Source organism: Actinocorallia aurantiaca (genome assembly GCF_039533685.1).
Classification (GTDB): Bacteria; Actinomycetota; Actinomycetes; order Streptosporangiales; family Streptosporangiaceae; genus Actinocorallia; species Actinocorallia aurantiaca.
Window position 1 is genome coordinate 188310 of the sequence record NZ_BAAATZ010000034.1, and the last position, 22721, is coordinate 211030.

Below are 22721 nucleotides of genomic sequence, written 5' to 3' on the forward strand. Positions count from 1 at the left end.
GGGGTGAGGCGTCAGCGCCCACGCGGCTGGTAGCGGCCCACGGGGTCGCCGACGACCTTCCCGTCGGCCAGCACCCGGTTGCCGCGCACGAACGTGTCGGTGACCTTGGCCGTCATGGAGAAGCCCTCGAACGGGGTGTACTCCTGGGTCGACTCGGAGTCCTCGGCCCGCACCGTCCAGGAGGCGTTCGGGTCGACCAGCGCGATGTCGGCGTCGTGGCCTTCGGCGATGTCGCCCTTGCGCAGCAGGCCGTAGCGCTTCGCCGGGTTCGCCGAGGAGATCCTGGCGATGGCCTGCGGGGACAGGCCGCGCTTGAGGCCCTCGCCGACCAGGCCGGGCAGCAGGTACTCGGCGCCGCCGAACCCGGACTTGGCCAGGAAGATGTCGTCGCGGTCGGCGCCGAACTTCATCTCGTCGCGGCAGCAGGCGTGGTCGCTGACCACCCAGTCGACGTTCCCGTCGAGCACGTGCTTCCACAGCGCCTCGACGTCCTCGCGCTCGCGCAGCGGCGGGTTGACCTTGCCGCCCAGGCCGTGCGCGGTGTCCACGTCGGCGAGCAGGTGGCCGATGGTCACCTCGCGGCGGAAGTTCACGTGCGGGAAAGCCCCGGCCATGGTCATCGCGGCCGACAGGGCCTTCTGTCCCGACAGGTGCAGCAGGTTGATGTTCGGCAGTCCGGTCTCGTGCGCCAGGTAGGAGGCGATCGTGACGGCCAGGCCCTCGGAGTGCGGCGGGCGGGAGGCGCTGTAGGCGCGCAGCCCGGTGAGCTGACCCTCCTGCTCCACCAGCTTGGTGTAGGCCGTCATGATCTCGGCGGTCTCGCAGTGCAGCGACAGCGACAGGTGGTCGGCGTAGTCGGTGAGGATCTCCCGGGCGTTCTGCACGCCGCGCATGACGAACTCGAAGTGGGCGAGGTCGTAGCGCTCGTTCTCGGGGATCATCAGGAAGTCGCTCTGGCTGGTCGACCTGCCGTGCAGGCCGTAGCTGCCGTAGAACATGAAGATCTTGAACGAGGTGACGCCGTGCTCCTCGACGAGGTACGGGATCTCGCCGATGTGCTGGGCGCTCATCGGGGCCAGGTGGAAGGCGTAGTCGGTGTAGGCCCTGCCCTCCGACAGCGAGAGGACCTCGGGGAAGAAGTCCTTGTAGCTGCCGCCCTTGTTGAGGTAGTACTGCCCGGTCCGCATGTAGGTCAGCGCGGTGGTGACGCCGCCCTGGACGCTGGCGCGGCTCTCGGTGCGGGTGTCGGTGGACAGGTCGTTGTAGATGCCCCAGTGCTGGTGGGCGTCGACGACTCCGGGGAAGGCCAGCAGGCCGCGGCCGTCGACGACGGTGGCGGCGTCGTCCTCGGGCAGGCCGGGGCCGACCCGCACGATCGTGCCGTCGTTGACGGCGATGTCCACCGGCGGGGGCGTCCCGTCGGCGTCGCCGGGGCGGACGACCCGGACGTTCTTGATCAGCAGCTCGATGGACGCCATCGGTGGTCTCCTCCGCTTGCGTGTGTATAGGGGAAAACAAAAAGGTGAAAGGGGGAAGCGTCAGCCCGCGAGTCGGCGGGCGAGGTCGTCGGCGGCGAGGTAGGCCAGCCCGAAGGCGGGCAGCAGTCCGTTGCCGGCGAGGTACCCGGCCGCACCGTGGCCGGAGACGCCCGCGGCCGCGCCGCCCGAGGCGTACAGGCCTCTGATCGGCCGGTCCTCGGTGTCCACGACGGCGGCGTGCTCGTCGACGATCAGGCCGCCCTGGGTGTGGAAGAGGGCGGGGACGACGCGGACCGCGACGTACCGGGAGTCCAGCGGGTGATCCCAGCGGGTGCGGCCGTGCGGGTCGGCGGTCTCGCCGCGGGCGGCGGACGCCGAGGCCCGGAGTTCGGCGGCGAGCGCCTCGGCGGGCAGCCCGGTGGCCTCGGCGAGGGCGGCGGCGCCTTCGGCCCGCACCAGCACGCCCGACTCGACGACGTCCAGGTAGTCCTGGAACGCCAGGCACCGCTCGTGGACGGTCTCGTCGATGACGATCCAGCCCGTCGAGCCCGGCCTGGCGGCCAGTTCGGCGGCGTACTCGGAGTAGCCGCGGGTCTCGTCGCCGAAGCGGCGGCCGGTCAGGTCGACCAGGATGCCGCCCATGACGATCGTGGCCCAGCTCACCAGGGTGGCGGCGCCCGCGGCGACCCCCGCGTGGCCCTGGTAGGCGTCCAGATAGCCGGTGGCGGCGCCGAGCTTCTCACCGATCCGCAGCGCGTCCCCGCGGGAGTGCTCGCCGCCCTGGTAGAGGGCCTTGGCGATCTCCGGCAGGTGCTCGGCGACGAGTTCGCGGTCGGCTCCGTAGCCGTTGGTGGCGAGCAGGACGCCGCGGGTCGGGATCTCCTCCTCGGCTCCGTCGGGCATCCGCACGACGACCGCGCGCACCGCGCCGTCCGGGCCGGTCAGCACGTCGGCGAGCCGGGCGGGGACGAGCATGTCGATGTTCGGGTGCTCGGCGACCCGGCGCGCCAGGTGGTCGATGACCGTGTTGCCGTGCCGGCCCGGCACGGTGTGGCAGCGCGTGACCGAGTGCCCGGGGTAGTTGAAGTCGGTGACGAGCGAGATCGGCAGCCCGACCCCGTCGTTGAGCCACTCGACGAGAGGGGCGCTGACCTCGGAGAGCGTACGGGCGAGCCGGGCGTCGACCTGGCCCCGGGTCTTGGCCGCCATGTCGGAGGCGAACAGCTCGGGGGAGTCCTCCACCCCGGCCTCGGCCTGCCAGCGGGAGCCCGCTCCGGGGAACATCGCGGTCGACATCGAGGTGTTGTTGCCGCGGCGGTAGTGCTCGCTGGCCTCCACCACCAGGACGCTCAGCCCGTGCTCCGCGGCCCGCAGCGCCCCGGCGAGACCGCCTCCGGCGCCCGCCACGACGAGGTCGGGCCCGTCGAATTCCGTTCCGCTCACTGCGTTCCTTCCTGACCCGCGCCATCTGTCGGCGTTCCGCTGAGAGAAACATTAGCCTGGGTTTGATCCAGCTTCACATCCGCCCCGGCGAGGGGTCAATATCCTGTGCGGATTTGACTATAGCCAGTAACCAGTGCGAACTTGAAAAAGCGCGACCGAGGACCAGCCGGGAAGGGTGGTCCGGTACCGTTCCGTCAAGCGGAACGACAAGGAAAGGAAGGTGCTGGTCCATGGCAGGCGCTCTGGAGGGCATCAAGGTCATCGACACGGCCACCCTGTTCGCCGGTCCCCTCGCCGCGACCCTGCTCGGCGACTTCGGCGCCGAGGTCGTCAAGGTCGAGCACCCCAAGGGCGACCCCGTGCGCAACCACGGAGCGCAGCGCGACGGCGTCGGGCTCTGGTGGAAGATGATCGGCCGCAACAAGAAGGCCATGACGCTCTACCTGGGCTCGCCCGAAGGCCAGGACATCTTCCGGAAGATGGTCGCCGACGCCGACGTCGTCATCGAGAACTTCCGTCCCGGCACGCTGGAGCGCTGGGGCCTGGGCTACGAGCAGCTCAGCGAGATCAACCCCCGCCTGGTCCTGGTGCGGGTCACCGGCTTCGGCCAGATCGGCCCCTACGCCAAGCGGCCCGGCTTCGGCACCCTCGCCGAGGCGATGAGCGGCTTCGCCGCCATCACCGGCCAGCCGGACGGCCCGCCGACCCTGCCGCCGTTCGGGCTCGCCGACGGCATCACCGCGCTGACCACCGCGTTCGCCGTGATGACCGCGCTGCGCGCCCGCGAGACCACCGGCCGCGGCCAGGTCGTCGACATGGCCATCATCGAGCCGATCCTGACCCTGATGGGCCCGCAGATCATCGCCTACGACCAGCTCGGCGTGCTCCAGGAGCGCACCGGCAACCGGTCCAGCAACAACGCGCCGCGCAACACCTACCAGACCAGCGACGGCAGGTGGGTCGCGATCTCCACCAGCGCCCAGTCGATCGCCGAGCGCGTGATGCGCCTGGTCGGGCGGCCCGAGTACATCGACGAGCCGTGGTTCGCCTCCGGCGCCGAGCGCGCGAAGCACGCCGACGAGCTCGACGAGGCCGTCGGGAGCTGGATCGCCGAACGCGACCGCGACGAGGTCATCAAGGCGTTCGAGGAGGCCCAGGCCGCCGTCGCCCCCATCTACGACGCCTCCGACATCATCGCCGACCCGCAGTTCCAGGCGCTCGGCACCATCGCCACCGTCCAGGACGACGAGCTCGGCCCGATCAGGATGCAGAACATCCTGTTCCGCCTGTCGGAGACCCCCGGCCGCATCGAGTCCGCCGGCGCGCCCGTCGGCGCGCACACCGAGGAGATCCTCGCCCGCTACGGCGTCACCGCCGAGGAGCTGGCGGAGCTGCGCGCCAAGGGCGTCGTCAAGTGACCGGTCTCCGGCCTCCGAAGGCACCCGGCCGCGCCGGGGCCGCGAGCGCGGGAGCCGCCGGATGATCCGCAGCTGGCTGTACGTGCCGGGGGACCGGCCCGACCGGATGGACAAGGCCCTGGCAGGGCCCGCCGACGCCGTCGTCCTCGATCTGGAGGACGCGGTCGGCGCGGCGGCCAAGGACGAGGCCCGGCGCAACGTCCTGGACGTCCTGGCCTCGGGGCGGACCGCGTACGTGCGCGTCAACGACCCGGCGACCCCGGCGGGGAAGGCCGACCTGAAGGCGCTGGCCGCCTCGCCCGGCGCCCTCGCCGGCGTCCGGGTGCCCAAGAGCGAGGACCCCGGCGAGCTGCGCCGTGTCGCGTACCTGCTCGGCGTGCCGGTGTACCCGCTGATCGAGTCGGCGCTCGGGGTGGAGAACGCCCTGGCGCTGGCCACCGCCCACCCGCTGGTCGGGGGGATCTCGCTGGGCGAGGCGGATCTCCTGGCCGACCTGCGGGCGGGCCGCCAGGCCCTGGCCTGGCCGAGGTCGCGCATCGTCGTCGCGGCGCGCGCCGCCGGGCTGCCCAGCCCGGCGCAGAGCGTCTGGACGGCGGTGCGCGACCTGGACGGACTGCGCGCCGACACCGAGGCGGGCCGCGAGGCCGGGTTCTTCGGCCGCTCGGTCATCCACCCCGCGCAGATCCCCGTCGTCCACCAGGCCTGCGCGCCCGACCCCGAGGAGACCGCCTGGGCGCGCGAGCTGCTCGAGCGGTTCACCGGGGCGGCCGGAGAGGCCGCCTGGATCGACCCCTCAGGAAAGTTCGTCGACAAGGCGGTCGTGGAGCGGGCCCGCTGGCTGCTCTCCCTCGCCGAGACCGTCGACCGCGACAACGCCAAGGAAGGCCAAGCCCCATGACCCAGACCACCCACCGCGACCCGCTGCTGGCCGCCGTCTCCGGCGGAGTGCGGTTGATCGAGCTCGGGCAGCCGTTCTTCACCGGCATGCCGTGCTCGCCCAACCACCCCGGGTTCCGGATGACCCTGATCCGCCGGCACGGCGACATGGAGCGCCCCGACGGCGGCTCGGCCGCCAACGAGATCATCGTCACCGGCGGCCATGTCGGCACCCACATCGACGCGCTGTCGCACGTCAGCCACTGCGGCAAGCTGCACGGCGACGTCGACGCGGCCGAGGCCCAGCACGGAGGCGTGTTCAGCGAGCACGGCGCCGAGAAGCTGCCCGGCCTGCTGCGCCGCGGCGTGCTGCTCGACGTCGCCGCCGTGCACGGCGTGCCGACCCTGCCCGCGGGCTACGGCGTGACCGTCGCCGACCTCGAGGCCGCCGCCGAGCGCGCGGGCGCCGAGCCCGGCGAGGGCGACGTCGCGCTCATCCGCACCGGCTGGGCCCGCAACTTCGACGACGCCGAGACCTACATGAGCAAGGCCGCCGGCGTGCCCGGCGCGACCGTCGAGGCCGCCGAGTGGCTGGCCGCCCGCGGCATCGCCGCGACCGGCGCCGACACCACCGCCTACGAGCAGATCCCCGCCGGGGCGGGCCACGCGGTGCTGCCCGTCCACCGGGTGCTGCTGGTGGAGAACGGCATCTACATCCTCGAGCACCTCAACCTCGAGGACATCGCCGAGGCCGGGATCCACGAGTTCGTCTTCGTGCTGGCCCCCCTGCGCATCAAGGGCGGCACCGGCTCCCCGGTCCGTCCGCTCGCGGCGGTGAGCGCGTGACCGCCCCGATCGTCCAGACCCTCGGCGAGTTCGCGGAGAAGGTCAGGGCCGAGGGACTGCCCGCCGAACTGCGCGCCGACGCGGCCCGCAGGGTCCTCGACGTGCTGGGCAACAGCCTGGCCGCCACCGGGGAGCCGCCCGCCAAGGCCGTCGGCGCGCTCGTCGGCGAGTGGGGCGGCAACGGCCGCTCCACCGCGATCGGGCGCCCCGAGCCGCTGCCGGAGCCGAGCGCGGCGCTGCTGAACGGCACCCTCGCGCACTCGCTGGACTTCGACGACACCCACCTGCCGTCGGTGCTGCACCCGTCGGCGTCCGTGGTGCCCGCCGCGCTGGCCGTCGCCGAGTCCCGGGGCGCGACCGGCGCGCAGCTGCTCGACGCGATCGGCGTCGGCGTCGAGATCGCCGTCCGGATCGGCATGGCCGGTTACGACGAGGAGCTCGGCAACTCGGTGTTCTTCGAGCGCGGCCTGCACGCCACCGCGATCTGCGGCGCGCTCGGCGGGGCCGCCGCCGGGGCGATGCTGTCGGGCCTCGGCGCCGAGGGCGTCGCGAACGCGCTGGGCATCGCCGCCAGCATGGGCTCGGGCCTGCTGGAGGCCAACCGCACCGGCGGCACCGTCAAGCGCGTGCACTGCGGGTGGGCCGCGCACGCCGCCGTCACCGCCGCGGGCCTGGCCCGCACCGGCCTGACCGGCCCGCCGACCGTGCTGGAGGGCCGCTTCGGCCTGCTCCAGGCGTTCTGCGGCGACCAGTACCACCTGGAGCCGCTGCTGGACGGCCTGGGCGAGAAGTGGGAACTGCCCGGCATCTTCTTCAAGCCCTATCCGTGCAACCACTTCACCCACGCGGGCATCGACGCCGCTCTGCGGCTGCGCGAGCGCGGGCTTGATGTCTCCCAGATCGAGCACATCGAGCTGGGCGCGCCCACCCCCGTCCTGCGGACCATCGGCGAACCCCGCGAGGACAAGATCCACCCCAAGTCCGGCTACCACGCGGCCTTCTCCGGCCCTTACACGGTCGCGGCGGCGCTGCTCGGCGGGGGCGGGCTCGGCCTGTTCCACGAGGACTTCACCGACGAGGCCGCCGCCGACCCGGCCAGGCTCGCGCTGGCGGCCAAGGTCCACTGCGTCCCCGACGCCGAGTGCGACCGGATCTTCCCCCACCAGTTCCCGGCGGTGCTGCGCGTCCGGCTCACCACCGGCGAGATGCTCGTGGAGCGGGTGAGCGTCAACCGGGGCGGGCCCGGCAACCCACTGAGCTCCGAGGAACTGGCCACCAAGTTCCGGCTGAACGCCACCCGCCTGCTCACCCCCGAGCAGGCCGACCGCGTCACCGAGCTGACCTACGGGCTGCCCTCCGCGCCCGACCTCTCCTCCCTGGCCGAGGTGCTGCGCGCCGCGCCGACCGCCGGCTGAGGAACGAGACCCCGGACCGACGCCGCCTCCTCGGCAGAGCGGCGCCGGTCCGGATCCAACCGGAACGACGCGGCCCCGCCGCCGCCCGGGCACCCGGGCGGGCGCGGCGGCCGCGGCTCTCACCGTCACACGGTGCAGGTCCGGGCGGCGGTTCGCGGACCTGGTTTTCGCACGAGGAAAGAGAAGGACATTGATCGACAAGAGGGTGGCGTCCGCCGCCGAGGCGGTGGCCGACGTCCCGGACGGCGCGTCGCTGGCTGTTGGCGGGTTCGGGCTGTGCGGGGTGCCCTTCACCCTGATCGAGGCGCTGTACGAGCGGGGCACGACCGGGCTGCACACGGTTTCGAACAACTGCGGCGTGGACGGGATCGGCCTGGGGCTGCTGCTGGGAGCCGGGCGCATCGCCCGGACCGTCGGCTCCTACATCGGGGAGAACCGGGAGTTCGCCCGCCAGTACCTCGGGGGCGAGATCGAGGTCGAACTCGTCCCGCAGGGGACCCTCGCCGAGCGGCTGCGGGCCGGAGGCTCGGGCATCCCGGCCTTCTACACTCCGGCCGGAGTCGGCACGATGGTCGCCGAGGGCGGCCTGCCGTGGCGTTACGCGTCCGACGGAAGCGTCGCCGTCGCGTCCCCTCCCAAGGAAGTGCGCGCCTTCAAGGGCGGTGAATACGTGCTGGAAGAGGGCATCGTCACCGATTTCGCGCTGGTCAGGGCGCTGAAGGCCGACCGTCTGGGCAACCTCGTGTTCGACAAGTCCGAACGCAACTTCAACCCACTGTGCGCCATGGCGGGCCGCGTCACCATCGTCGAGGCCGAGGAGTTCGTGGAGGCCCTCGCGCCGGACGAGATCCACCTGCCGGGCGTCTACGTGGACCGCGTCCTCGTCCTCACCCCCGAGCAGGCCGCCGTCGAGTACGTGGAGAAGAGGACAGTCCGTTGAGCTGGACCCGTGACCAGATGGCGGCCCGCGCCGCCGCCGAACTCCCCGACGGCGCGTACGTGAACCTCGGGATCGGCCTGCCGACGCTCATCCCCAACCACCTCCCCGAGGGGGTCGAGGTGGTGCTGCAGTCGGAGAACGGCGTGCTGGGCGTCGGCCCCTACCCGCGCGAGGAGGAGGTCGACCCCGCCCTCATCAACGCGGGCAAGGAGACCGTCACCGTCCTGCCGGGCGCGAGTTTCTTCGACTCGGCCCTGTCCTTCGCCATGATCCGCGGCGGCCGCATCGACGTCGCCGTCCTGGGCGCCATGCAGGTCTCGGCCGGGGGCGACCTGGCCAACTGGACGGTCCCCGGCAAGATGATCAAGGGCATGGGCGGCGCCATGGACCTCGTCCACGGCGCGGGCAAGGTCATCGTCGTCATGGAGCACACCGCCAAGGACGGCACCCCCAAACTCGTCGAGGCCTGCACCCTGCCCCTGACCGGCCGCCGCTGCGTCCACCGCGTCATCACCGACCTGGCCGTCCTGGACGTCACCCCGCAGGGCCTGGCGCTGGTCGAACTCGCCCCCGACGTCACCCTGGAGGAAGTGCGCGCCCGCACGGCCGCCCCGATCCTCCTCTTTGAGGCCGCGGCGTCCGTGTGACCTTTCAGCCCGGGAAAGGGACCCCGGCGAAGAACGTCCGGAGCACGGCGTCCGCCGAGGGGTCCCGCAGGACCTCCTCCAGCGGTGCGGCCAGCAGGACCAGGTCGGCGGGAACCCCCGGGCGGACGGGCCTCGGCTCTCCGCCGGGATCGCCGGGAGAGGTGAGGAAGAGGTCCAGGGCCCGCCGGGGAGAAAGCCGTTCCCCCGCTCCGAGCACTCGGCCGGAAGCCGTCCGCCGGTCGATCGCGGCCTTGACCGCCCGCCATGGATCGGGTGCGCTGTAGGGGGCGTCGGTGCTCCCGCCGACGGGCACGCCCCCGGCGAGCAGGGAGGCGCAGCGGTAGAGGTCCGGGTGCTCCTCTGGAGGGACGTCGAGCAGGTAGCGGTCCCCCCGCTCGGCGACGAAACCGGGCTGCGTCACCACGGTCAGGCCCCGCTCGGCCAGGACGGGGACGAGGTCGGCGGAGATCACCGATCCGTGTTCCACGCGGTCCCCGCGCCGCACCCCCGCCTGCTCCCAGGCCGCCAGGGCCAGGACGAGGGCCACGAGGCTGACGCAGTGGACGGCCACCGGGCGGGAGGCCAGATGCGCGGTCTCTATCGCCGCCGCGAGAGCGTCGAGCGAGGGGAGCTCGTGGTCGGTGACCACGAGCTTGACCGGCCCCCGCTCCACTCCTTCGGGGAAGCCCGCCGAGGCCAGCGCGGGACCGCCGGTGAGCGTCAGCCGCTGCGGCAGCCCGGCCTCCGCCAGAAGACGAAGGTCCTCCACGCGTTCGACGGGCGTCGCGTCGGTGACCCCGGTGACCCCCGCGAGGGCCAGCCGCCGTCCCAGCCCGGCGAGGTCCGGCGGGGGCTCGGCGGGGAGTCTCGTCCTCAGCCAGGTGTCGGCGCGGAACAGCCGCCCTGTCGGCCTGCCGGACGGATCCAGCTCGGCGCCCTCGGGGAAGGGCGCGCCGTCCAGGCCGACGGCCCGGCAGGCCGCGCCGTTCAGCGTCCACTGGGCGCCGGAGCGGTGCTGCACCCGCACGGGGCGGGCGGGGACGAGCACGTCCAGCGCGTCCCGGTCGAGGTCACCGGCCACGGACTCGTGGTACCCCACGGCCCGCAGCCAGGCGTCCGGAGGCAGGAAGGCGTCGGCTCGTCGCAGCGCGTCGGCGAGTTCTGCGGGTGAGGAAACCTGCGGCGGACCGGCTTGCACCGAGCGTTCGGCCGCGGCGGTCGCCAGCAGGTGGATGTGGTGGTCGTGCAGGCCCGGGATCAGCGCGCCGCCGTGCCCGTCCAGCACCGCGTCCCGGGGCCCGGCGGGCAGCCCCGCTCCGACGGCGTCGACCGATCCGCCGGCCAGCCGCACGTCGACCCGACGGCCGTCGACCTCGACGTCGCGCAGCAGCAGCGCCTTCACGGCGCGGCGCACCCGGCACCGGCCGCCGAACGCGGCCCGGGGAACGGCACCACGGTCATCGCTGCGGACATCCTGCTCCTGGAGAACCCGACGGGCCGGACGCCGCTCGTCCCGCCCGGCGTCCGGCTGCCAGCATGCCAGCTCCACTCCGGCGGCGCATGCCACGGCCCGGCGGTCCGGGACTCAGCCGAGGGCCGCGATGACCTGGGGGAGCTCGGCCGTCGTGCGGATCCCCGGAGCCGCGGCGCAGACGACCGGGACGGCGTTGACCGCGCGGTTGGCCGTGTAACCGGGGGAGACGGACGCCATGCGTTCGAGCGGGATCGAGAAGCGCATGTCGACGTCGAGCGGCGCGTCGCCTTCGACCGCGAGGTGCCAGCCGGTGGAGCGGAGGTCCCAGTCCGCGTCGATCTCGGTGGTGCAGTACCAGGTGGCGCGGAAGTTCAGCACAGGGCGGCCGTCCCGCATGCCAGAGACCGTGATCCGCTGGGCGGCCACGGTGCCCGCCTCCAGGGTGCCCGCCGCGATGCGGACGGCACGGCTCGCAACCGCGACCTCTCCTCCCGCCTCCAGCGAGTCGAGGGGAATGGACAGGGCGTCCGCGACGGCGCGCAGCGACGGCCCGAAGCTGACCTTCCCGTGGGTCAGGCGGCGTTCGTCGAGCGCCGCGGGCGGCTTGCCGAAGCCCATGATGTCGAAGAGCAGGTCCGGCGAGTCTCGCCGCGACAGGTCGGCGAACTCGCTGATCGTCAGGGAGTCGAGCCGCCGCTGGATCGACGTCAGCACCAGCGGCACGGCCTCGGTGATGAACCCGGGGCTGCTCCCGGTGCTGTGGACCGAGGCGCCGCCGCGCTCGCACGCGGCCTCGACCCGCTCGCGCACGCCGGGGTCCATGCTGCCCGGGTGGTGGAACTCGCCCCGGGTCGTGACGACGTTCGCCCCCGACTCCAGCAGCCCGCACACCTCGTCGAAGTCGCACGCGGCCGGCATGTACAGGACGCAGTCCGCGCCGAGCGCCGTGATCTCGGCGGGGTCCCCGGTCGTGAGGACGCCGGTCGGCTCCAGCCCGCACAGTTCGCCTGCGTCGACACCGGCCTTCTTCGCGCTGTGGACGTACACCCCGGCCAGTTCCAGGCCGGGGTGCCCGATGACCTGCCGCAGCGCTCGGGCGCCGATGTTCCCGGTGGCCCACTGGACGACCCGGAGCGGCGGCGTGCTCGCGGCCATGTGCTCGCCTCCCATCAGCGGGGGTGGTCCATGAGGCGCAGGGCGTCGTCGGCGGCGGTCAGGACGGTGCCCGTCGGGGCGTCGGCCCCGGCGGCGAGTTCGGCGATGAGGCGGACGTCCTTCTGGAGCAGGGGGCCCGCGACGGGGGCCATCCGCCCGAGGTCCCCTCCGGTGGCGCTGACCCTGGTCAGCGCGAAGCTGACGCCGGTGCCGTGCGAGATGACCTCGGCGAGGGCCGCGGAGTCGACGTCCAGGGCGCGGCCGAGGGCGAACGTGCTGGCGGCGGTCGAGAGGTGGGCGGTGAAGAGCAGGTTGTTCAGCAGCTTGGCGAACTGCCCGGACCCGACGGGGCCCATGTGGATGACGGGCTCGGCGTAGGTCGCGAACACGGGGCGGCAGCGTTCGACGGCCTCGGTCTCGCCGCCCGCCATCACCAGGAGGCGGCCCTCCTCGGCGGCCGAGGGGCCGCCGCTCACCGGCGCGTCGATCAACCGCACGCCCTGCGCGCCGGCCAGCTCGGCCAGCCGGCGGCAGGTGTCGGGGTGGACGGTGCTGTGCACGACGACGACACCGCCCGGCCGGAGCCCGGCCAGCACGCCGCGCTCGCCGGAGAGGACCTCCTCGACGTCGGAGTCGTTCACCACGCAGACGCAGACGACGTCGCAGTCCACGGCCAGTTCGGCGGGCGAGACGGCGATCTTCGCGGGGGTGCCGGAGAACGGTTCGAGGGAGGCGGCTCGCCGCGCCCACAGGGTCGTCTCGTAACCGGCGTCGATGATCCGGCGTGCCATGGGGGCGCCCTGGAGGCCCAGGCCGATGAACCCGACGCGCATCAGGAGGCCTCCCGCCGGTGAACGGGGGAGATCAAGGGGGTGGGACTGCTCATTTCTCTCCTTGGGGGAGGGGCCATCCGTCAGTCGGCCTTCTTGGCGCCCGCGTTCTCGCGGGCGAGCACGCATTCCTCGACGAACGACAGGACCTCGAGGTGGTAGGCCGGGGCGGAGTAGCCCAGGCTCAGGTTGTGGCCGCCGTCCGCCTGCTCGTGGACGGCGACCCGGGGCGAGGCGGTGAACAGGGAAGCGATGTCCTCCAGCGCCGGAGGGCCGGACCGCCACCACATCTCGTGGTCGCCGAGGCTGTAGTGGACGGGGGCGGGGATCCGGGAGGCGAACCCGGGGAGGTCGTGCGGCCAGGCCTCGGACTCGACGCCCTCGTAGGAGGGAGCGGAGGCGGAGACGGCGGCGCCGCCGACGAGGTCGTCCGGGTAGAAGTGGGAAGGGCCCCAGAGGATGTCGCGCAGGCCGTCCCTCGCCTCCCTCTCCCGGCCCCGCCACTCCTCCCAGAGCCGCATGGCGCGTTCGTGGCGGTGCCGTCCGGTGCCCGCGAGCTCCAGTCCGAGCAGGTCCGCGCCGCGCTCGTCGCCCGCCATCCGCACGGCGAGCTCGCAGCCGCTCGAATGCGCCATCAGGAACACGCCCGCGCCTCGGGGACGCGATTCCAGCATCCGTTCCACCGCGGTGAAGGCGAGGTCGACCCGCCGGGCGGCGGAGTTCAGTTCCACCGCGTACGGGGCGGAGGCGCCGTATCCCGGCCGGTCGAGGGCCAGGACGGTGAACCCGAGTGCCGCGCCGGCCCGCAGCAGCGACAGCCGCGGCCGGTTCGGCGCGTCGTAGTACAGGCTCGTCGTCGCGCCGCCGTGCAGGGCCAGGACCACGGCCCGGGGGTCCGGCGCCTCCCGCAGCAGCGCCGACATCGGGACGCCGTCGACCTCGACGAGGAGGCGGGCGCTGGGACCGCCGCCGGTGAACGCCTCTTCGGGAGCGTCCGCCACCGGACCGGCCTCGCGGGGCGTCACGTGTCGGTCCTGAGGAGGATCGCCCCGCTGGGGGTGAGGCCCCCGCTGCTGACCACGGCGACCTTCGCGTCGGGCACCTGCCGCACCCCGCCCTCCCCGCGCAGCTGGACGATCGCCTCGTGGAACAGCCCCATGCCGTGGGTGCGCCCGTGCGACAGCTGGCCGCCGTGCGTGTTCAGCGGCAGGACGCCGTCGCGGGCGATGTTCTTGCCGCCGTCGAGGAAGTCCTTGGCCTCGCCGATCCCGCAGAAGCCCAGCGCCTCGATCCAGGACAGGCAGTTCATGGTGAAGCCGTCGTAGAGCTGGGCCACGTCGACGTCGGAGGGGCGCAGCGAGGTGCGCGTCCACATGTGGGCGGCCTGCCCGAGCACCTGGGGCTCGTGGGTGAGCGTGCTCTGGTCCCATTCGATCCGCTCGATGATCTGGGTGCCGACGGCCTCCACCCGGATGGGCGGCTTGGCCAGGTCGCGGGCGGCGTCCACGGCCGAGACGATGACGGCGACGGCGCCGTCGCAGGGCACGTCGCAGTCGTACAGCCCGAACGGGGTGGTGATCGGCCTGGCGTTCAGGTAGTCGTCCATCGTCATGGGGTCGCGGTAGACGGCCGTGGGGTTGAGGGCGGCGTTGGCCCGCTGGTTGAGCGCGATCCAGCCGAGGGTCTCGCGGGTGGTGCCGTAGCGCTGGAAGTGCCGCTGGGCGTTCTGGGCCAGGGTGTGGGCCGCCGACGTCGAGCCGAAGGGCATCCGCCAGGCCGAGGCGCCGCCCGCCCGGCCGCCCGGCGGGGTGATCTTCCCCTGCTTCATGAGCTCGTTGTAGGTGGCCTCCCAGAGGGTCCGGAAGCACAGCACGTGCCGGGCGAGCCCGCTGGAGACCGCCATCATCGCCGCGATGACCGAGCCTCCGGGGCCGAAGGTCTCGCCTCCGCCGTTGTGCCAGACCGGCCGGATGCCCAGGGCGGACTCCAGCGCGGTCACGCCGCCCTCGCCGAACCCGCCGAACGGCCCCGCGCCCGGGTAGGTGGCGAGGCCGTCGATGTCGTCCAGGGTCAGGCCGGCGTCGGCGACCGCGCGCTCGCACGCCTGGACGGTCAGGGACAGCGGGTCGACCATGAGGCGCCGTCCGATCTCGGAGGCCCCGATGCCGCTGATGGCGACCTTGTCCTCGAACTTCTCCGGCGTGACCATCGGGCGCACGTGGCGCCACATCTGGTCGGGCTCGATCTCGTCGCGCGGCGGCTCGGCGGGTTCCCCCTGCTCGGCGGCGGGCCGGAAGAGCGGCAGCCACACGTCCTCCACCTGCTCGAAGACGACCTCCACGCGCATGCCCAGCACCAGGTCGGCGGGATCGCAGCCGACGATGTTGGTGGTGAACCGGACGCGGGGGTCCTCCTCGATCGCGACCTGGGCCACGACGTAGGGGGCGGGCAGCCCGGGCAGGCCGAACCGCTCGTTGAGGGTGAAGCCGATGAGCGTCGCGAATCCGGAGACGGCGCGCACGCCGGTCCGGTGCCCGCGGCAGTAGCGGCAGACGGGTTGGGGCGGGTGGATCAGAGCCGAGCAGGACTCGCACTCCTGGAAGCGCAGCAGGCCGTCCGCCCCGGACGTCCAGAAGAACGTGTTCTCCTCGGTGAGCAACGGCAGGGGGCGTCCCGGGGACCCGGTCACATCGTCTCCTCGACTGTTCGTTTCTCCGCCGGTGCTTCTCCGGCCCGCCGGCGGCTCACGTGTTGCGGCCGCCGTTCACCCCGACGATCTGGCCGGTGATGTAACCCGCCTCCTCCGAGATGAGGAAGGAGCAGGTCGCGGCGAGGTCCTCGGGCCGGCCGACCCGGCGTACGGGGGTCCGCTGGACGTGGTCCTCGACCGTCCCGCCGAGCAGTCCGCGCTCCTCGGCCTTGCGCAGCATCGGGGTGTCGATGAAGCCGGGCGGCACGGCGTTGACGGTGATGCCGGCGGGGCCGAGCTCCAGGGCCAGCGCCTTGGTCAGCCCGTTGACCGCGGACTTGGCCGACACGTAGTGCGCCATGAACGGCTGGCCGGAGTGCGCGCTGGAGGAGGAGATGTTGACGATCCGCCCCCAGCCCGCCTCGACCATGTCGGGGAGCACGGCCTGGGTGCAGTGGAAGACGCCGTTCAGGTTGACGTCGATCACCCGCTGCCAGGCCTCGAACTTCAGGTCGGCGAAGCGCTTGAACCCGTCCAGCCCGGCCGCGTTGACCAGGATGGTGACGGGGCCCAGGTCCCGCCGGACCGAGGTGAGCGCCTCCTCGATCTGGTCCCGGTCGGTCACGTCGGCCTTGTACGCGTACTCGGCGTCCGGGGGGTTCAGGTCGAGCACGGCGACGGCGTGCCCGTCGGCCCTCAGTCGTTCGGTGATGGCCAGGCCGATGCCCGAGCCGCCGCCGGTCACTACAGCTGTTCTCACGTGAATGCCTCTTCGCCGAAGATCGTGGTCCGGTGCATCTCTCGCTGGGAGGACGCGTCGTAGGGGAGGGCCCGGTGCAGCATGCCGGTGTTGTCCCACATGACGAGGTCGCCGACCCGCCATTCGTGGGTGTAGCGGAAGCGCTCCCGGGTGGCGTGCTCGAGGAGCCCGTCGAGCAGGGCGCGGCTCTCGTCCGGGTCCATGCCGACGACGTGGTCGGCGGTCGAACCGATGACGAGTGAGCACCGGCCGTCCGCGCGCTCCCAGACCAGCGACACCTCCTGCTTGGGCAGGGTGTCCCAGAAGGCCTTCTCCCGGTCGGACGCGTGCGGCTTCACCAGGCGCTGGGAGGCGCCGAAGCTGTGCACCACGCGCAGGCCGCGGCAGCGCTCGCGCTCCTCCTCCGGGAGCTGGTCGTAGGCGGCGTAGGTGCTGGCGAACTCGGTGCCGCCGCCGACCGCGGCGACGTGCCGGGCCGTCAGGGTGGTCGCCTTGATCGGCACCGGGTCGGTGGTGCCGTCGATGTGCCACTGGAAGGTGCCCCTGAGGTACTCGGCCGCCACGTTCTTGGCGGGGTCGAGGGAGACCGTGAAGATCTCCGACCCGTTCACGTTCACGACCTCGCCGATCCTGCGGCTGAACGCGAGCTGCGTCTCGTCGTCGAGGTCCGCGCCCCGGACGAGCAGGACGCCGCGCCACTTCAGCGCCTCCAGGCACTGGTCGATCACGGCCCGGTCGAGCCAGTCGTCGATACCGGTGACCTCGACGCCCAGCGAGGGTCTCAGCGCTGCAGTCCGGATCACGAGAATCTCCCTTCCAGTTGTGAGAACACTACTCTCAAAATCGGTCCTTCCGGAAGGGGTCGGCGGTCTCTCGTGGAACCTTCGAGGGGGAAGTCGATATGGCCGGAGGGCCCTCCTTCATCGGGCATTCTCCTGAGCGGATGCTTGATTTGCAGGAAGTGAGAATGTAGTTTCCAGTCATTGACGAGGAGGCAGGATGGGATCTGAAGGCAAGGCGCTGGGCGTGACGAAGCGCCTGCTCATCGACGGGAGGCTGGTGGAGGCCGAACGCACGTTCGCCTCGGTCGACCCCGCGACGGGTGAGGTGTTCGGCCACGCGCCGGACGCCACGGTCGCCGACACCGAGGCCGCCGTCGGCGCGGCGCGGCGCGCTTTCGACACCACGGACTGGGCGACCGACCGGGAGCTGCGCGTCCGCTGCCTCGACCAGCTCCACCGGGCCCTGACCGAGCACAAGGAGGGGCTGCGCGAGCTGACGATCACCGAGGCCGGCGCCAGCCGCATGCTCACCCACGGCAACCAGCTCGACGTGCCCATCGAGATCGTCCGCTTCTACGCGGACCTGCTGCGGACCTACCCCCTGACCGAGGAGATCGGGGTGTCGGAGGACCGCGGCCGGCGCCACCGCCGCTGGATCGAGAAGGAGGCCGGGGGCGTCGTCGCCGCGATCCTGCCGTACAACTACCCCAACCAGCTCGCGCTGGCCAAGCTGGCGCCCGCGCTCGCCGCGGGATGCACGGTCGTGCTCAAGGCGGCCCCGGACACGCCGCTGACGACGCTGGCCCTGGGCGAGCTGATCGCCGAGCACACCGACATCCCGGCCGGCGTGGTCAACGTCGTGTCGTCGTCCGAGGTGGCGGTGGGGGAGCTGCTCACCACCCACCCCGGCGTGGACATCGTCAGCTTCACCGGCTCCACCCAGGTCGGACGCCAGATCATGGCCGCCGCGAGCAGCACGCTGAAGAAGGTCTTCCTGGAGCTCGGCGGCAAGTCCGCGATGATCGTCCTGGACGACGCGGACTTCGACACCGCGGCCATGTTCGCCGGGTTCACCATCTGCTCGCACGCCGGGCAGGGCTGCGCGCTCACCACCCGGCTGCTCGTGCCGAGGGAGAGCCACGACGAGATCGTGGAGAAGGTAGCGGCCTCGATGAGCCGGGTGTCGTACGGCGACCCCGCCGCCCCCGACACCTACATGGGGCCGCTGATCAGCGCCAGGCAGCGCGAGAAGGTGCACGGCATGGTCGAGCGGGCCGTCGCGGACGGCGCCAAGCTCGTGATCGGCGGGGAGAAGGTCGACCCGGGCTTCTTCTACAAGCCGACCCTGCTGGCGAACGTCGACCCCGACAGCGAGATCGCGCAGGACGAGGTCTTCGGGCCCGTCCTCGCCGTCATCCCCTACACCGACGAGGAGGACGCGGTGCGCATCGCCAACAACTCGATCTTCGGCCTGTCCGGGGCGGTGCACAGTCGCGACGAGGAGAGGGCGCTGCGGGTGGCGCGCAGGATCCGCACCGGCACGTTCAGCATCAACGGCGGCAACTACTTCGGGCCCGACGCGCCCTTCGGCGGGTACAAGCAGTCGGGTCTCGGCCGGGAGATGGGCGTCCAGGGGCTCGAGGAGTTCCTGCAGATCAAGACCCTGGCGACGGTGGTCGCATGAGGCCGCTGGAGGGGGTCCGCGTCGTCGAAGTGGCGATGTACGGCTTCGTCCCCTCCGCGGGGGCCGTGCTCGCCGAGTGGGGAGCGGACGTGATCAAGGTCGAGCACGCCGTCAACGGCGACCCCCAGCGCGGGCTCCGGCAGACCGGGGCCTTCCGCGTGGAGGGCGACCCGAACCCCAACATCGAGCACGCCAACCGGGGCAAGCGCAGCATCGGCCTGGACATGTCCACCCCCGAGGGAAAGGAGGTGCTGCTCGACCTGGCGAGCCGGGCCGACGTCTTCCTGACCAGCTTCCTGCCCGGGCACAGGCGGAAGTTCGGGATCGACGTCGACGACATCCGCGCGGTGAACCCGACGGTCGTCTACGCGCGGGGCAGCGCGCTCGGCCCCCGCGGCGTGGAGGCCGAACGAGGCGGATACGACATGACGGCCTTCTGGGCCCGTGCCTCGACCGCCGCCAGCATCACGCCGCCCGGAGTGGAGGGGATGATCACGCCGCCCGCGCCCGCGTACGGCGACACGATCTCCGGCACGAACCTCGCCGGGGGCATCACGGCGGCGCTGTTCCGCCGCGAACGCACCGGGGAGCCGTCCGTCGTGGACGTTTCCCTGCTCGGCAGCGGCCTGTGGGCGATGGGCCACGGCATCGCGCTGGCCCTCCACCTCGGCAAGGCCTGGGAGGCGCCCGTGCCGGGGGTCCACGGCTCGCCGGCCAACCCGCTCTCCGGTCTGTACCGCACGGCCGACGACCGGTACCTGTCCTTCGTCATGCTGCAGCCCGGCAAGTTCTGGGCCGACGTGTGCCGGCACATCGACCGCCCCGACCTGATCGACGACCCGCGCTTCGCCACCGCGGAGCTGATCTCGGCCAACACCCGGGAGGCCGTCGGGATCCTGCGGGAGGTGCTGGCCGCCCGCACCCTCGCGGAGTGGACCGAGCGCTTCGCGACCCTGGCCGGCCCGTGGGCCCCGGTGCAGGACGCCCTGCAGGTCGGCGACGACGCGCAGATCCGGGCGAACGAGTACCTGGTGCGGGCGGGGGAGCTCGAACTGGTCGCCAACCCCGTCCAGTTCGACGTCACCGCCCCCGCACCCGGCCCGGCCCCGGAGTTCGCCGCCCAGACCGAGGAGATCCTGCTGGAACTCGGGCTGGACTGGGAACGCATCATCGAGCTCAAGACCGCGGGCGCGGTCACCTGAGCCGTGAACACCGAGGCCGTCCGACGAGGAGGCCGGCCACGGGCCGGTGTGGTGGAGCGCGCCGGCTCCACCACACCACATCCGAGCAACAGGAGTCCCGCCCGGAGGCGGCCGCGATCCGCCCCGCGGGGCGGGTGACGAGGAGATCCCATGCGCAAAGACGACATGATCCTGATCAGCGTCGATGACCACATCATCGAGCCGCCCGACATGTTCATCAACCACCTGCCCGCCAAGTACAAGAACGACGCGCCCCGCCTGGTGCACCGCGACGACGGCACCGACGTGTGGCAGTTCCGCGACACCGTCATCCCCAACGCCGCCCTCAACGCGGTGGCGGGCCGGCCCAAGTCGGAGTACGGGCTGGAGCCGCAGGGCCTGGACGAGATCCGGCCCGGCTGCTACGACGTGCACGAGCGGGTGAAGGACATGAACGCCGGAGGAATCCTGGGGTCGATGAACTTCCCCTCCTTCCCCGGCTTCGCCGCCCGCCTGTTCGCGACCGAGGACGCGGACTTCTCCCTGGCGCTGGTGCGGGCGTACAACGACTGGCACATCGACGAGTGGTGCGCCGCCTACCCCGGCCGCTTCATCCCGATGGCGCTCCCCGCCATCTGGGACGCCGAGCTGTGCGCCGCCGAGGTGCGCCGCGTGGCGGAGAAGGGCTGCCGCTCCCTGACGTTCACCGAGAACCCCGCGGCCCTGGGCTACCCCAGCTTCCACAGCGAGTACTGGAACCCGCTGTGGAAGGCGCTGGTCGACACCGGCACCATCCTCAACGTGCACATCGGCTCCTCCGGCCGCCTGTCCATCCCCGCCGTGGACTCCCCGCCGGACGTGATGATCACGCTGCAGCCGATGAACATCGTCTCGGCCGCCGCCGACCTGCTGTGGTCGAGGGTGATCAAGGAGTTCCCGACCATCAAGATCGCTCTGTCCGAGGGCGGCACCGGCTGGATCCCCTACTTCCTGGAGCGGGTGGACCGGACCTTCGAGATGCACGCCACCTGGACGATGCAGGACTTCGGAGGCAGGCTCCCGTCGGAGGTGTTCCGCGAGCACTTCCTGACCTGCTTCATCTCCGACCCGCTGGGCGTGCGCCTGCGCGACGAGATCGGCATCGACAACATCTGCTGGGAGGCCGACTACCCCCACAGCGACTCCATGTGGCCGGGCGCCCCCGAGGAACTCCACGAGGTCCTGACCCGCTACGACGTGCCGGACGCGGACATCGACAAGATGACCCACCTGAACGCCATGCGCTGGTACTCCTTCGACCCCTTCCAGCACATCCCGAGGGAGCAGGCCACCGTAGGCGCCCTGCGGGCGGCCTCGGCCGACCACGACGTCTCCATCCAGTCCCGCAGCCACCGCATCATCGCCCCCGAGGAGAAGCTCGAGGGCTACCGCCAGCGCGCCCGCGCCGCCACCGCGGCGGCCGCCAAGTCCTGACGGACCACCGCACGAAGCCGGGGCCGGGGGCGTCATGCCTCCCGGCCCCGGCTCTTCGCCGTTGTCAGGAAGGACGTCGGCGGGGAAGGCCGGGCCCCCGGGCGGGACGAAAAGCGGCCCGCCGGGCGGCGGGTCGCTTTCGGCCGGGTGGCTGGGGTTCCGGGGTCAGGCGGGGCGGGCCAGGGGTTCCGTTGAAGTCCAGGTCTTGAGGAAGGCGGACATCTCGTCGACGACGGCGGCGCGCAGGGCGGTCGCGTCGGGGTGGACGTGGAGATTCACGGTGAGGCTGGAGCGGGCCGCGCGGGCGGCGAACGACAGGGAGTCGTCCAGGAAGGGGTCGGTGCCCGCGGCCAGGAGCCGGATCGGGGGCAGGCCGTGCAGGTTGGCGTGCAGCGGGCTCAGCAGCGGGTCGCGCGGCTCCGTGCCGTCGGCGTAGCGCGCCGCCTCCCGCTGGAGCCGGTCGAGGTCGAACCCGGGGTCGGCTCCGGCGTTGAACAGCAGGCTCGACGCCTGCAGGGTCAGGTCCAGCAGGCCCGAGACCAGCGTCGCGCAGCGGGGCAGCGGGGCTCCGGAATCGCGCAGGTGGACCATCAGCGCCGCCGCGAGGCCCGCTCCCGCCCTCTCGCCGGCGACCGCCACCGGCCCCAGAGCCTCGGCGTGGAGGTAGGCCGCGTGGACGTCGTGGAGCGAGGCGGGGAAGGCGGGGCGGTAGCGGGCGCAGACGACGGTGGCGCCCGTCCTCAGGGCCAGGTGGCCCGCGACGTCGAGCGCCGCTTCGGGAGAGTTGCCGAGGTACCGGTCGGCGTGAAGGTAGAGGACGGCCGGCCCGTCGGGGTCGGGAGGGCGCACGACCAGGCCGACGCGGCTCTCCTCGACCTGCAGTTCATCTGCCACGGTTCATCACCTTTTCCGCTGCCTCCCAGTGCTCGTCCGCCACCCACAGGCGGGCGAAGGCCCGTGCGGCTTCGTCGGGGGAGACGCCGCCGCTCATGACGCGTTTGATCGAACGTGAGGAGCCGTTGGCCAGTGACCGGGCCAGGGAGCGCCAGCCCTCTTCGAAGGAGTCCCGGGGGAGGACGAGGTCCAGCAGGCCGAGGCGTTCGGCCTCGGCGGCGTCGAGGACGCTTCCCGAGCCGGCCAGCATCAGGGCGCGGCCGCGGCCCACCAGGTCGGCCAGCCGCTCGGCGCCGCCCCAGGCGGGCATGATCGCCAGCGCGACCTGGTTGAAGCCGATCCTGACGTCGTCGGCGGCGACCCGGATGTCGGCGGCCACCGCGACCTCGGCGCCGCCGCCCAGGGCGTGGCCGTTCAGCGCGGCGACGACCGGCCCGGGGAAGGCGGCGATCCGGTCGCAGACGCTCCGCATCCGCAGGGCCATGTCCACGGCCTGCTCCTCGGTGCGCAGCGCGGCCAGCTCCTTCAGGTCGCCGCCGGAGACGAAGGCCCGGTCGCCCGCGCCCGTGATGGCCAGGGCCCGGGCGTCCGCCGCCTCGCCCAGGGCCTTGTCCAGCTCGTCCATGGTGGACGGGGCGATGGCGTTGCGGGCGTGCGGGCGGTTGATGGTGATGACCGCCAACCCGCCGTCCAGTTCGAGCTCTACCTCTGCCATGTGCGGTTCCTCCAAGCCTGG

The 22721-nt window shown here is 72.5% G+C and carries 20 protein-coding genes; 9 read left to right on the forward strand and 11 right to left on the reverse strand.

Going from position 1 to position 22721, the window contains the following annotated elements:
- Positions 1–11 precede the first annotated feature (11 nt).
- Together ABD327_RS33520 and ABD327_RS33525 are read right to left on the reverse strand one after the other, a co-directional pair.
- Positions 12–1478, reverse strand: a complete 1467-nt coding sequence (locus ABD327_RS33520; protein WP_344456871.1) for a dihydroorotase — start codon at positions 1476–1478, stop codon at positions 12–14.
- 60 nt (positions 1479–1538) lie between these two features.
- The gene (locus ABD327_RS33525) at positions 1539–2921 is read right to left on the reverse strand and encodes an FAD-dependent oxidoreductase (protein ID WP_344456873.1); all 1383 of its coding nucleotides are present in this window, start codon (positions 2919–2921) and stop codon (positions 1539–1541) included.
- A gap of 230 nt (positions 2922–3151) precedes the next feature.
- Between ABD327_RS33525 and ABD327_RS33530 the strand changes: the two genes are divergently transcribed.
- The 6 genes from ABD327_RS33530 (at position 3152) to ABD327_RS33555 (ending at position 9063) form a co-directional block, all read left to right on the forward strand.
- Entirely contained in the window at positions 3152–4339 is a 1188-nt protein-coding gene (locus tag ABD327_RS33530) for a CaiB/BaiF CoA transferase family protein (RefSeq protein WP_344456875.1), read from the forward strand.
- 61 nt (positions 4340–4400) lie between these two features.
- Positions 4401–5237 (forward strand): HpcH/HpaI aldolase/citrate lyase family protein, encoded by an 837-nt coding sequence (locus ABD327_RS33535; RefSeq protein WP_344456877.1) that lies wholly within the window; start codon positions 4401–4403, stop codon positions 5235–5237.
- A complete protein-coding gene (locus ABD327_RS33540; RefSeq protein WP_344456879.1) occupies positions 5234–6061 on the forward strand; it encodes a cyclase family protein in 828 nt (275 codons plus the stop codon). Before ABD327_RS33535 ends, ABD327_RS33540 begins: the two co-directional genes overlap by 4 nt.
- On the forward strand, positions 6058–7476 hold the full coding sequence (locus tag ABD327_RS33545) for an MmgE/PrpD family protein (protein WP_344456882.1): 1419 nt from the start codon (positions 6058–6060) through the stop codon (positions 7474–7476). Before ABD327_RS33540 ends, ABD327_RS33545 begins: the two co-directional genes overlap by 4 nt.
- A gap of 190 nt (positions 7477–7666) precedes the next feature.
- On the forward strand, positions 7667–8416 hold the full coding sequence (locus tag ABD327_RS33550) for a CoA transferase subunit A (RefSeq protein WP_425547277.1): 750 nt from the start codon (positions 7667–7669) through the stop codon (positions 8414–8416).
- A complete protein-coding gene (locus ABD327_RS33555) occupies positions 8413–9063 on the forward strand; it encodes a CoA transferase subunit B (protein WP_344456885.1) in 651 nt (216 codons plus the stop codon). The genes ABD327_RS33550 and ABD327_RS33555 overlap by 4 nt, the downstream gene beginning before the upstream one ends.
- 4 nt (positions 9064–9067) lie before the next feature.
- On the opposite strand, the gene ABD327_RS33560 is transcribed toward ABD327_RS33555, so the two are convergent.
- The 7 genes from ABD327_RS33560 to ABD327_RS33590 form a co-directional block, all read right to left on the reverse strand.
- Positions 9068–10477, reverse strand: a complete 1410-nt coding sequence (locus tag ABD327_RS33560; protein WP_344456888.1) for an amidohydrolase family protein — start codon at positions 10475–10477, stop codon at positions 9068–9070.
- A gap of 171 nt (positions 10478–10648) precedes the next feature.
- Positions 10649–11692 (reverse strand): NAD(P)H-dependent amine dehydrogenase family protein, encoded by a 1044-nt coding sequence (locus ABD327_RS33565; protein WP_344456890.1) that lies wholly within the window; start codon positions 11690–11692, stop codon positions 10649–10651.
- A gap of 14 nt (positions 11693–11706) precedes the next feature.
- On the reverse strand, positions 11707–12525 hold the full coding sequence (locus tag ABD327_RS33570) for an NAD(P)-dependent oxidoreductase (RefSeq protein ID WP_344456892.1): 819 nt from the start codon (positions 12523–12525) through the stop codon (positions 11707–11709).
- Between the two features lie 80 nt (positions 12526–12605).
- Entirely contained in the window at positions 12606–13547 is a 942-nt protein-coding gene (locus ABD327_RS33575; protein WP_344456894.1) for an alpha/beta hydrolase, read from the reverse strand.
- Complete coding sequence (locus tag ABD327_RS33580; protein ID WP_344456896.1) at positions 13544–15211, reverse strand: thiolase C-terminal domain-containing protein; 1668 nt, start codon at positions 15209–15211, stop codon at positions 13544–13546. The genes ABD327_RS33575 and ABD327_RS33580 overlap by 4 nt, the downstream gene beginning before the upstream one ends.
- 55 nt (positions 15212–15266) lie before the next feature.
- Positions 15267–15971 carry an SDR family NAD(P)-dependent oxidoreductase gene (locus ABD327_RS33585; RefSeq protein WP_344456899.1) on the reverse strand — a complete coding sequence of 235 codons (705 nt, stop codon included), beginning with the start codon at positions 15969–15971 and terminating at the stop codon, positions 15267–15269.
- Entirely contained in the window at positions 15968–16774 is an 807-nt protein-coding gene (locus ABD327_RS33590) for a TauD/TfdA dioxygenase family protein (RefSeq protein WP_344456901.1), read from the reverse strand. Before ABD327_RS33590 ends, ABD327_RS33585 begins: the two co-directional genes overlap by 4 nt.
- A gap of 196 nt (positions 16775–16970) precedes the next feature.
- Between ABD327_RS33590 and ABD327_RS33595 the strand changes: the two genes are divergently transcribed.
- The 3 genes from ABD327_RS33595 (at position 16971) to ABD327_RS33605 (ending at position 21091) form a co-directional block, all read left to right on the forward strand.
- Entirely contained in the window at positions 16971–18437 is a 1467-nt protein-coding gene (locus tag ABD327_RS33595) for an aldehyde dehydrogenase family protein (RefSeq protein WP_344456904.1), read from the forward strand.
- Positions 18434–19639, forward strand: a complete 1206-nt coding sequence (locus ABD327_RS33600; protein ID WP_344456906.1) for a CaiB/BaiF CoA transferase family protein — start codon at positions 18434–18436, stop codon at positions 19637–19639. The genes ABD327_RS33595 and ABD327_RS33600 overlap by 4 nt, the downstream gene beginning before the upstream one ends.
- 150 nt (positions 19640–19789) lie before the next feature.
- The gene (locus ABD327_RS33605) at positions 19790–21091 is read left to right on the forward strand and encodes an amidohydrolase family protein (RefSeq protein ID WP_344456908.1); all 1302 of its coding nucleotides are present in this window, start codon (positions 19790–19792) and stop codon (positions 21089–21091) included.
- 165 nt (positions 21092–21256) lie between these two features.
- Here ABD327_RS33605 and ABD327_RS33610 read toward each other — a convergent pair whose 3' ends face one another.
- The gene (locus tag ABD327_RS33610) at positions 21257–21985 is read right to left on the reverse strand and encodes an alpha/beta hydrolase (RefSeq protein WP_344456910.1); all 729 of its coding nucleotides are present in this window, start codon (positions 21983–21985) and stop codon (positions 21257–21259) included.
- Positions 21975–22700, reverse strand: a complete 726-nt coding sequence (locus ABD327_RS33615) for an enoyl-CoA hydratase/isomerase family protein (RefSeq protein ID WP_344456912.1) — start codon at positions 22698–22700, stop codon at positions 21975–21977. The genes ABD327_RS33610 and ABD327_RS33615 overlap by 11 nt, the downstream gene beginning before the upstream one ends.
- Positions 22701–22721 lie beyond the last annotated feature (21 nt).

Excerpts from the sequence above, each read along its gene's own strand:
- ABD327_RS33540 (WP_344456879.1), top strand. The coding sequence starts at position 5,234 with ATGACCCAGACCACCCACCGCGACCCGCTGCTGGCCGCCGTCTCCGGC.
- ABD327_RS33565 (WP_344456890.1), bottom strand. The coding sequence starts at position 11,692 with ATGGCCGCGAGCACGCCGCCGCTCCGGGTCGTCCAGTGGGCCACCGGG.
- ABD327_RS33595 (WP_344456904.1), top strand. The coding sequence starts at position 16,971 with ATGGGATCTGAAGGCAAGGCGCTGGGCGTGACGAAGCGCCTGCTCATC.
- ABD327_RS33570 (WP_344456892.1), bottom strand. The coding sequence starts at position 12,525 with ATGCGCGTCGGGTTCATCGGCCTGGGCCTCCAGGGCGCCCCCATGGCA.
- ABD327_RS33535 (WP_344456877.1), top strand. The coding sequence starts at position 4,401 with ATGATCCGCAGCTGGCTGTACGTGCCGGGGGACCGGCCCGACCGGATG.
- ABD327_RS33605 (WP_344456908.1), top strand. The coding sequence starts at position 19,790 with ATGCGCAAAGACGACATGATCCTGATCAGCGTCGATGACCACATCATC.
- ABD327_RS33615 (WP_344456912.1), bottom strand. The coding sequence starts at position 22,700 with ATGGCAGAGGTAGAGCTCGAACTGGACGGCGGGTTGGCGGTCATCACC.
- ABD327_RS33600 (WP_344456906.1), top strand. The coding sequence starts at position 18,434 with ATGAGGCCGCTGGAGGGGGTCCGCGTCGTCGAAGTGGCGATGTACGGC.
- ABD327_RS33520 (WP_344456871.1), bottom strand. The coding sequence starts at position 1,478 with ATGGCGTCCATCGAGCTGCTGATCAAGAACGTCCGGGTCGTCCGCCCC.
- ABD327_RS33530 (WP_344456875.1), top strand. The coding sequence starts at position 3,152 with ATGGCAGGCGCTCTGGAGGGCATCAAGGTCATCGACACGGCCACCCTG.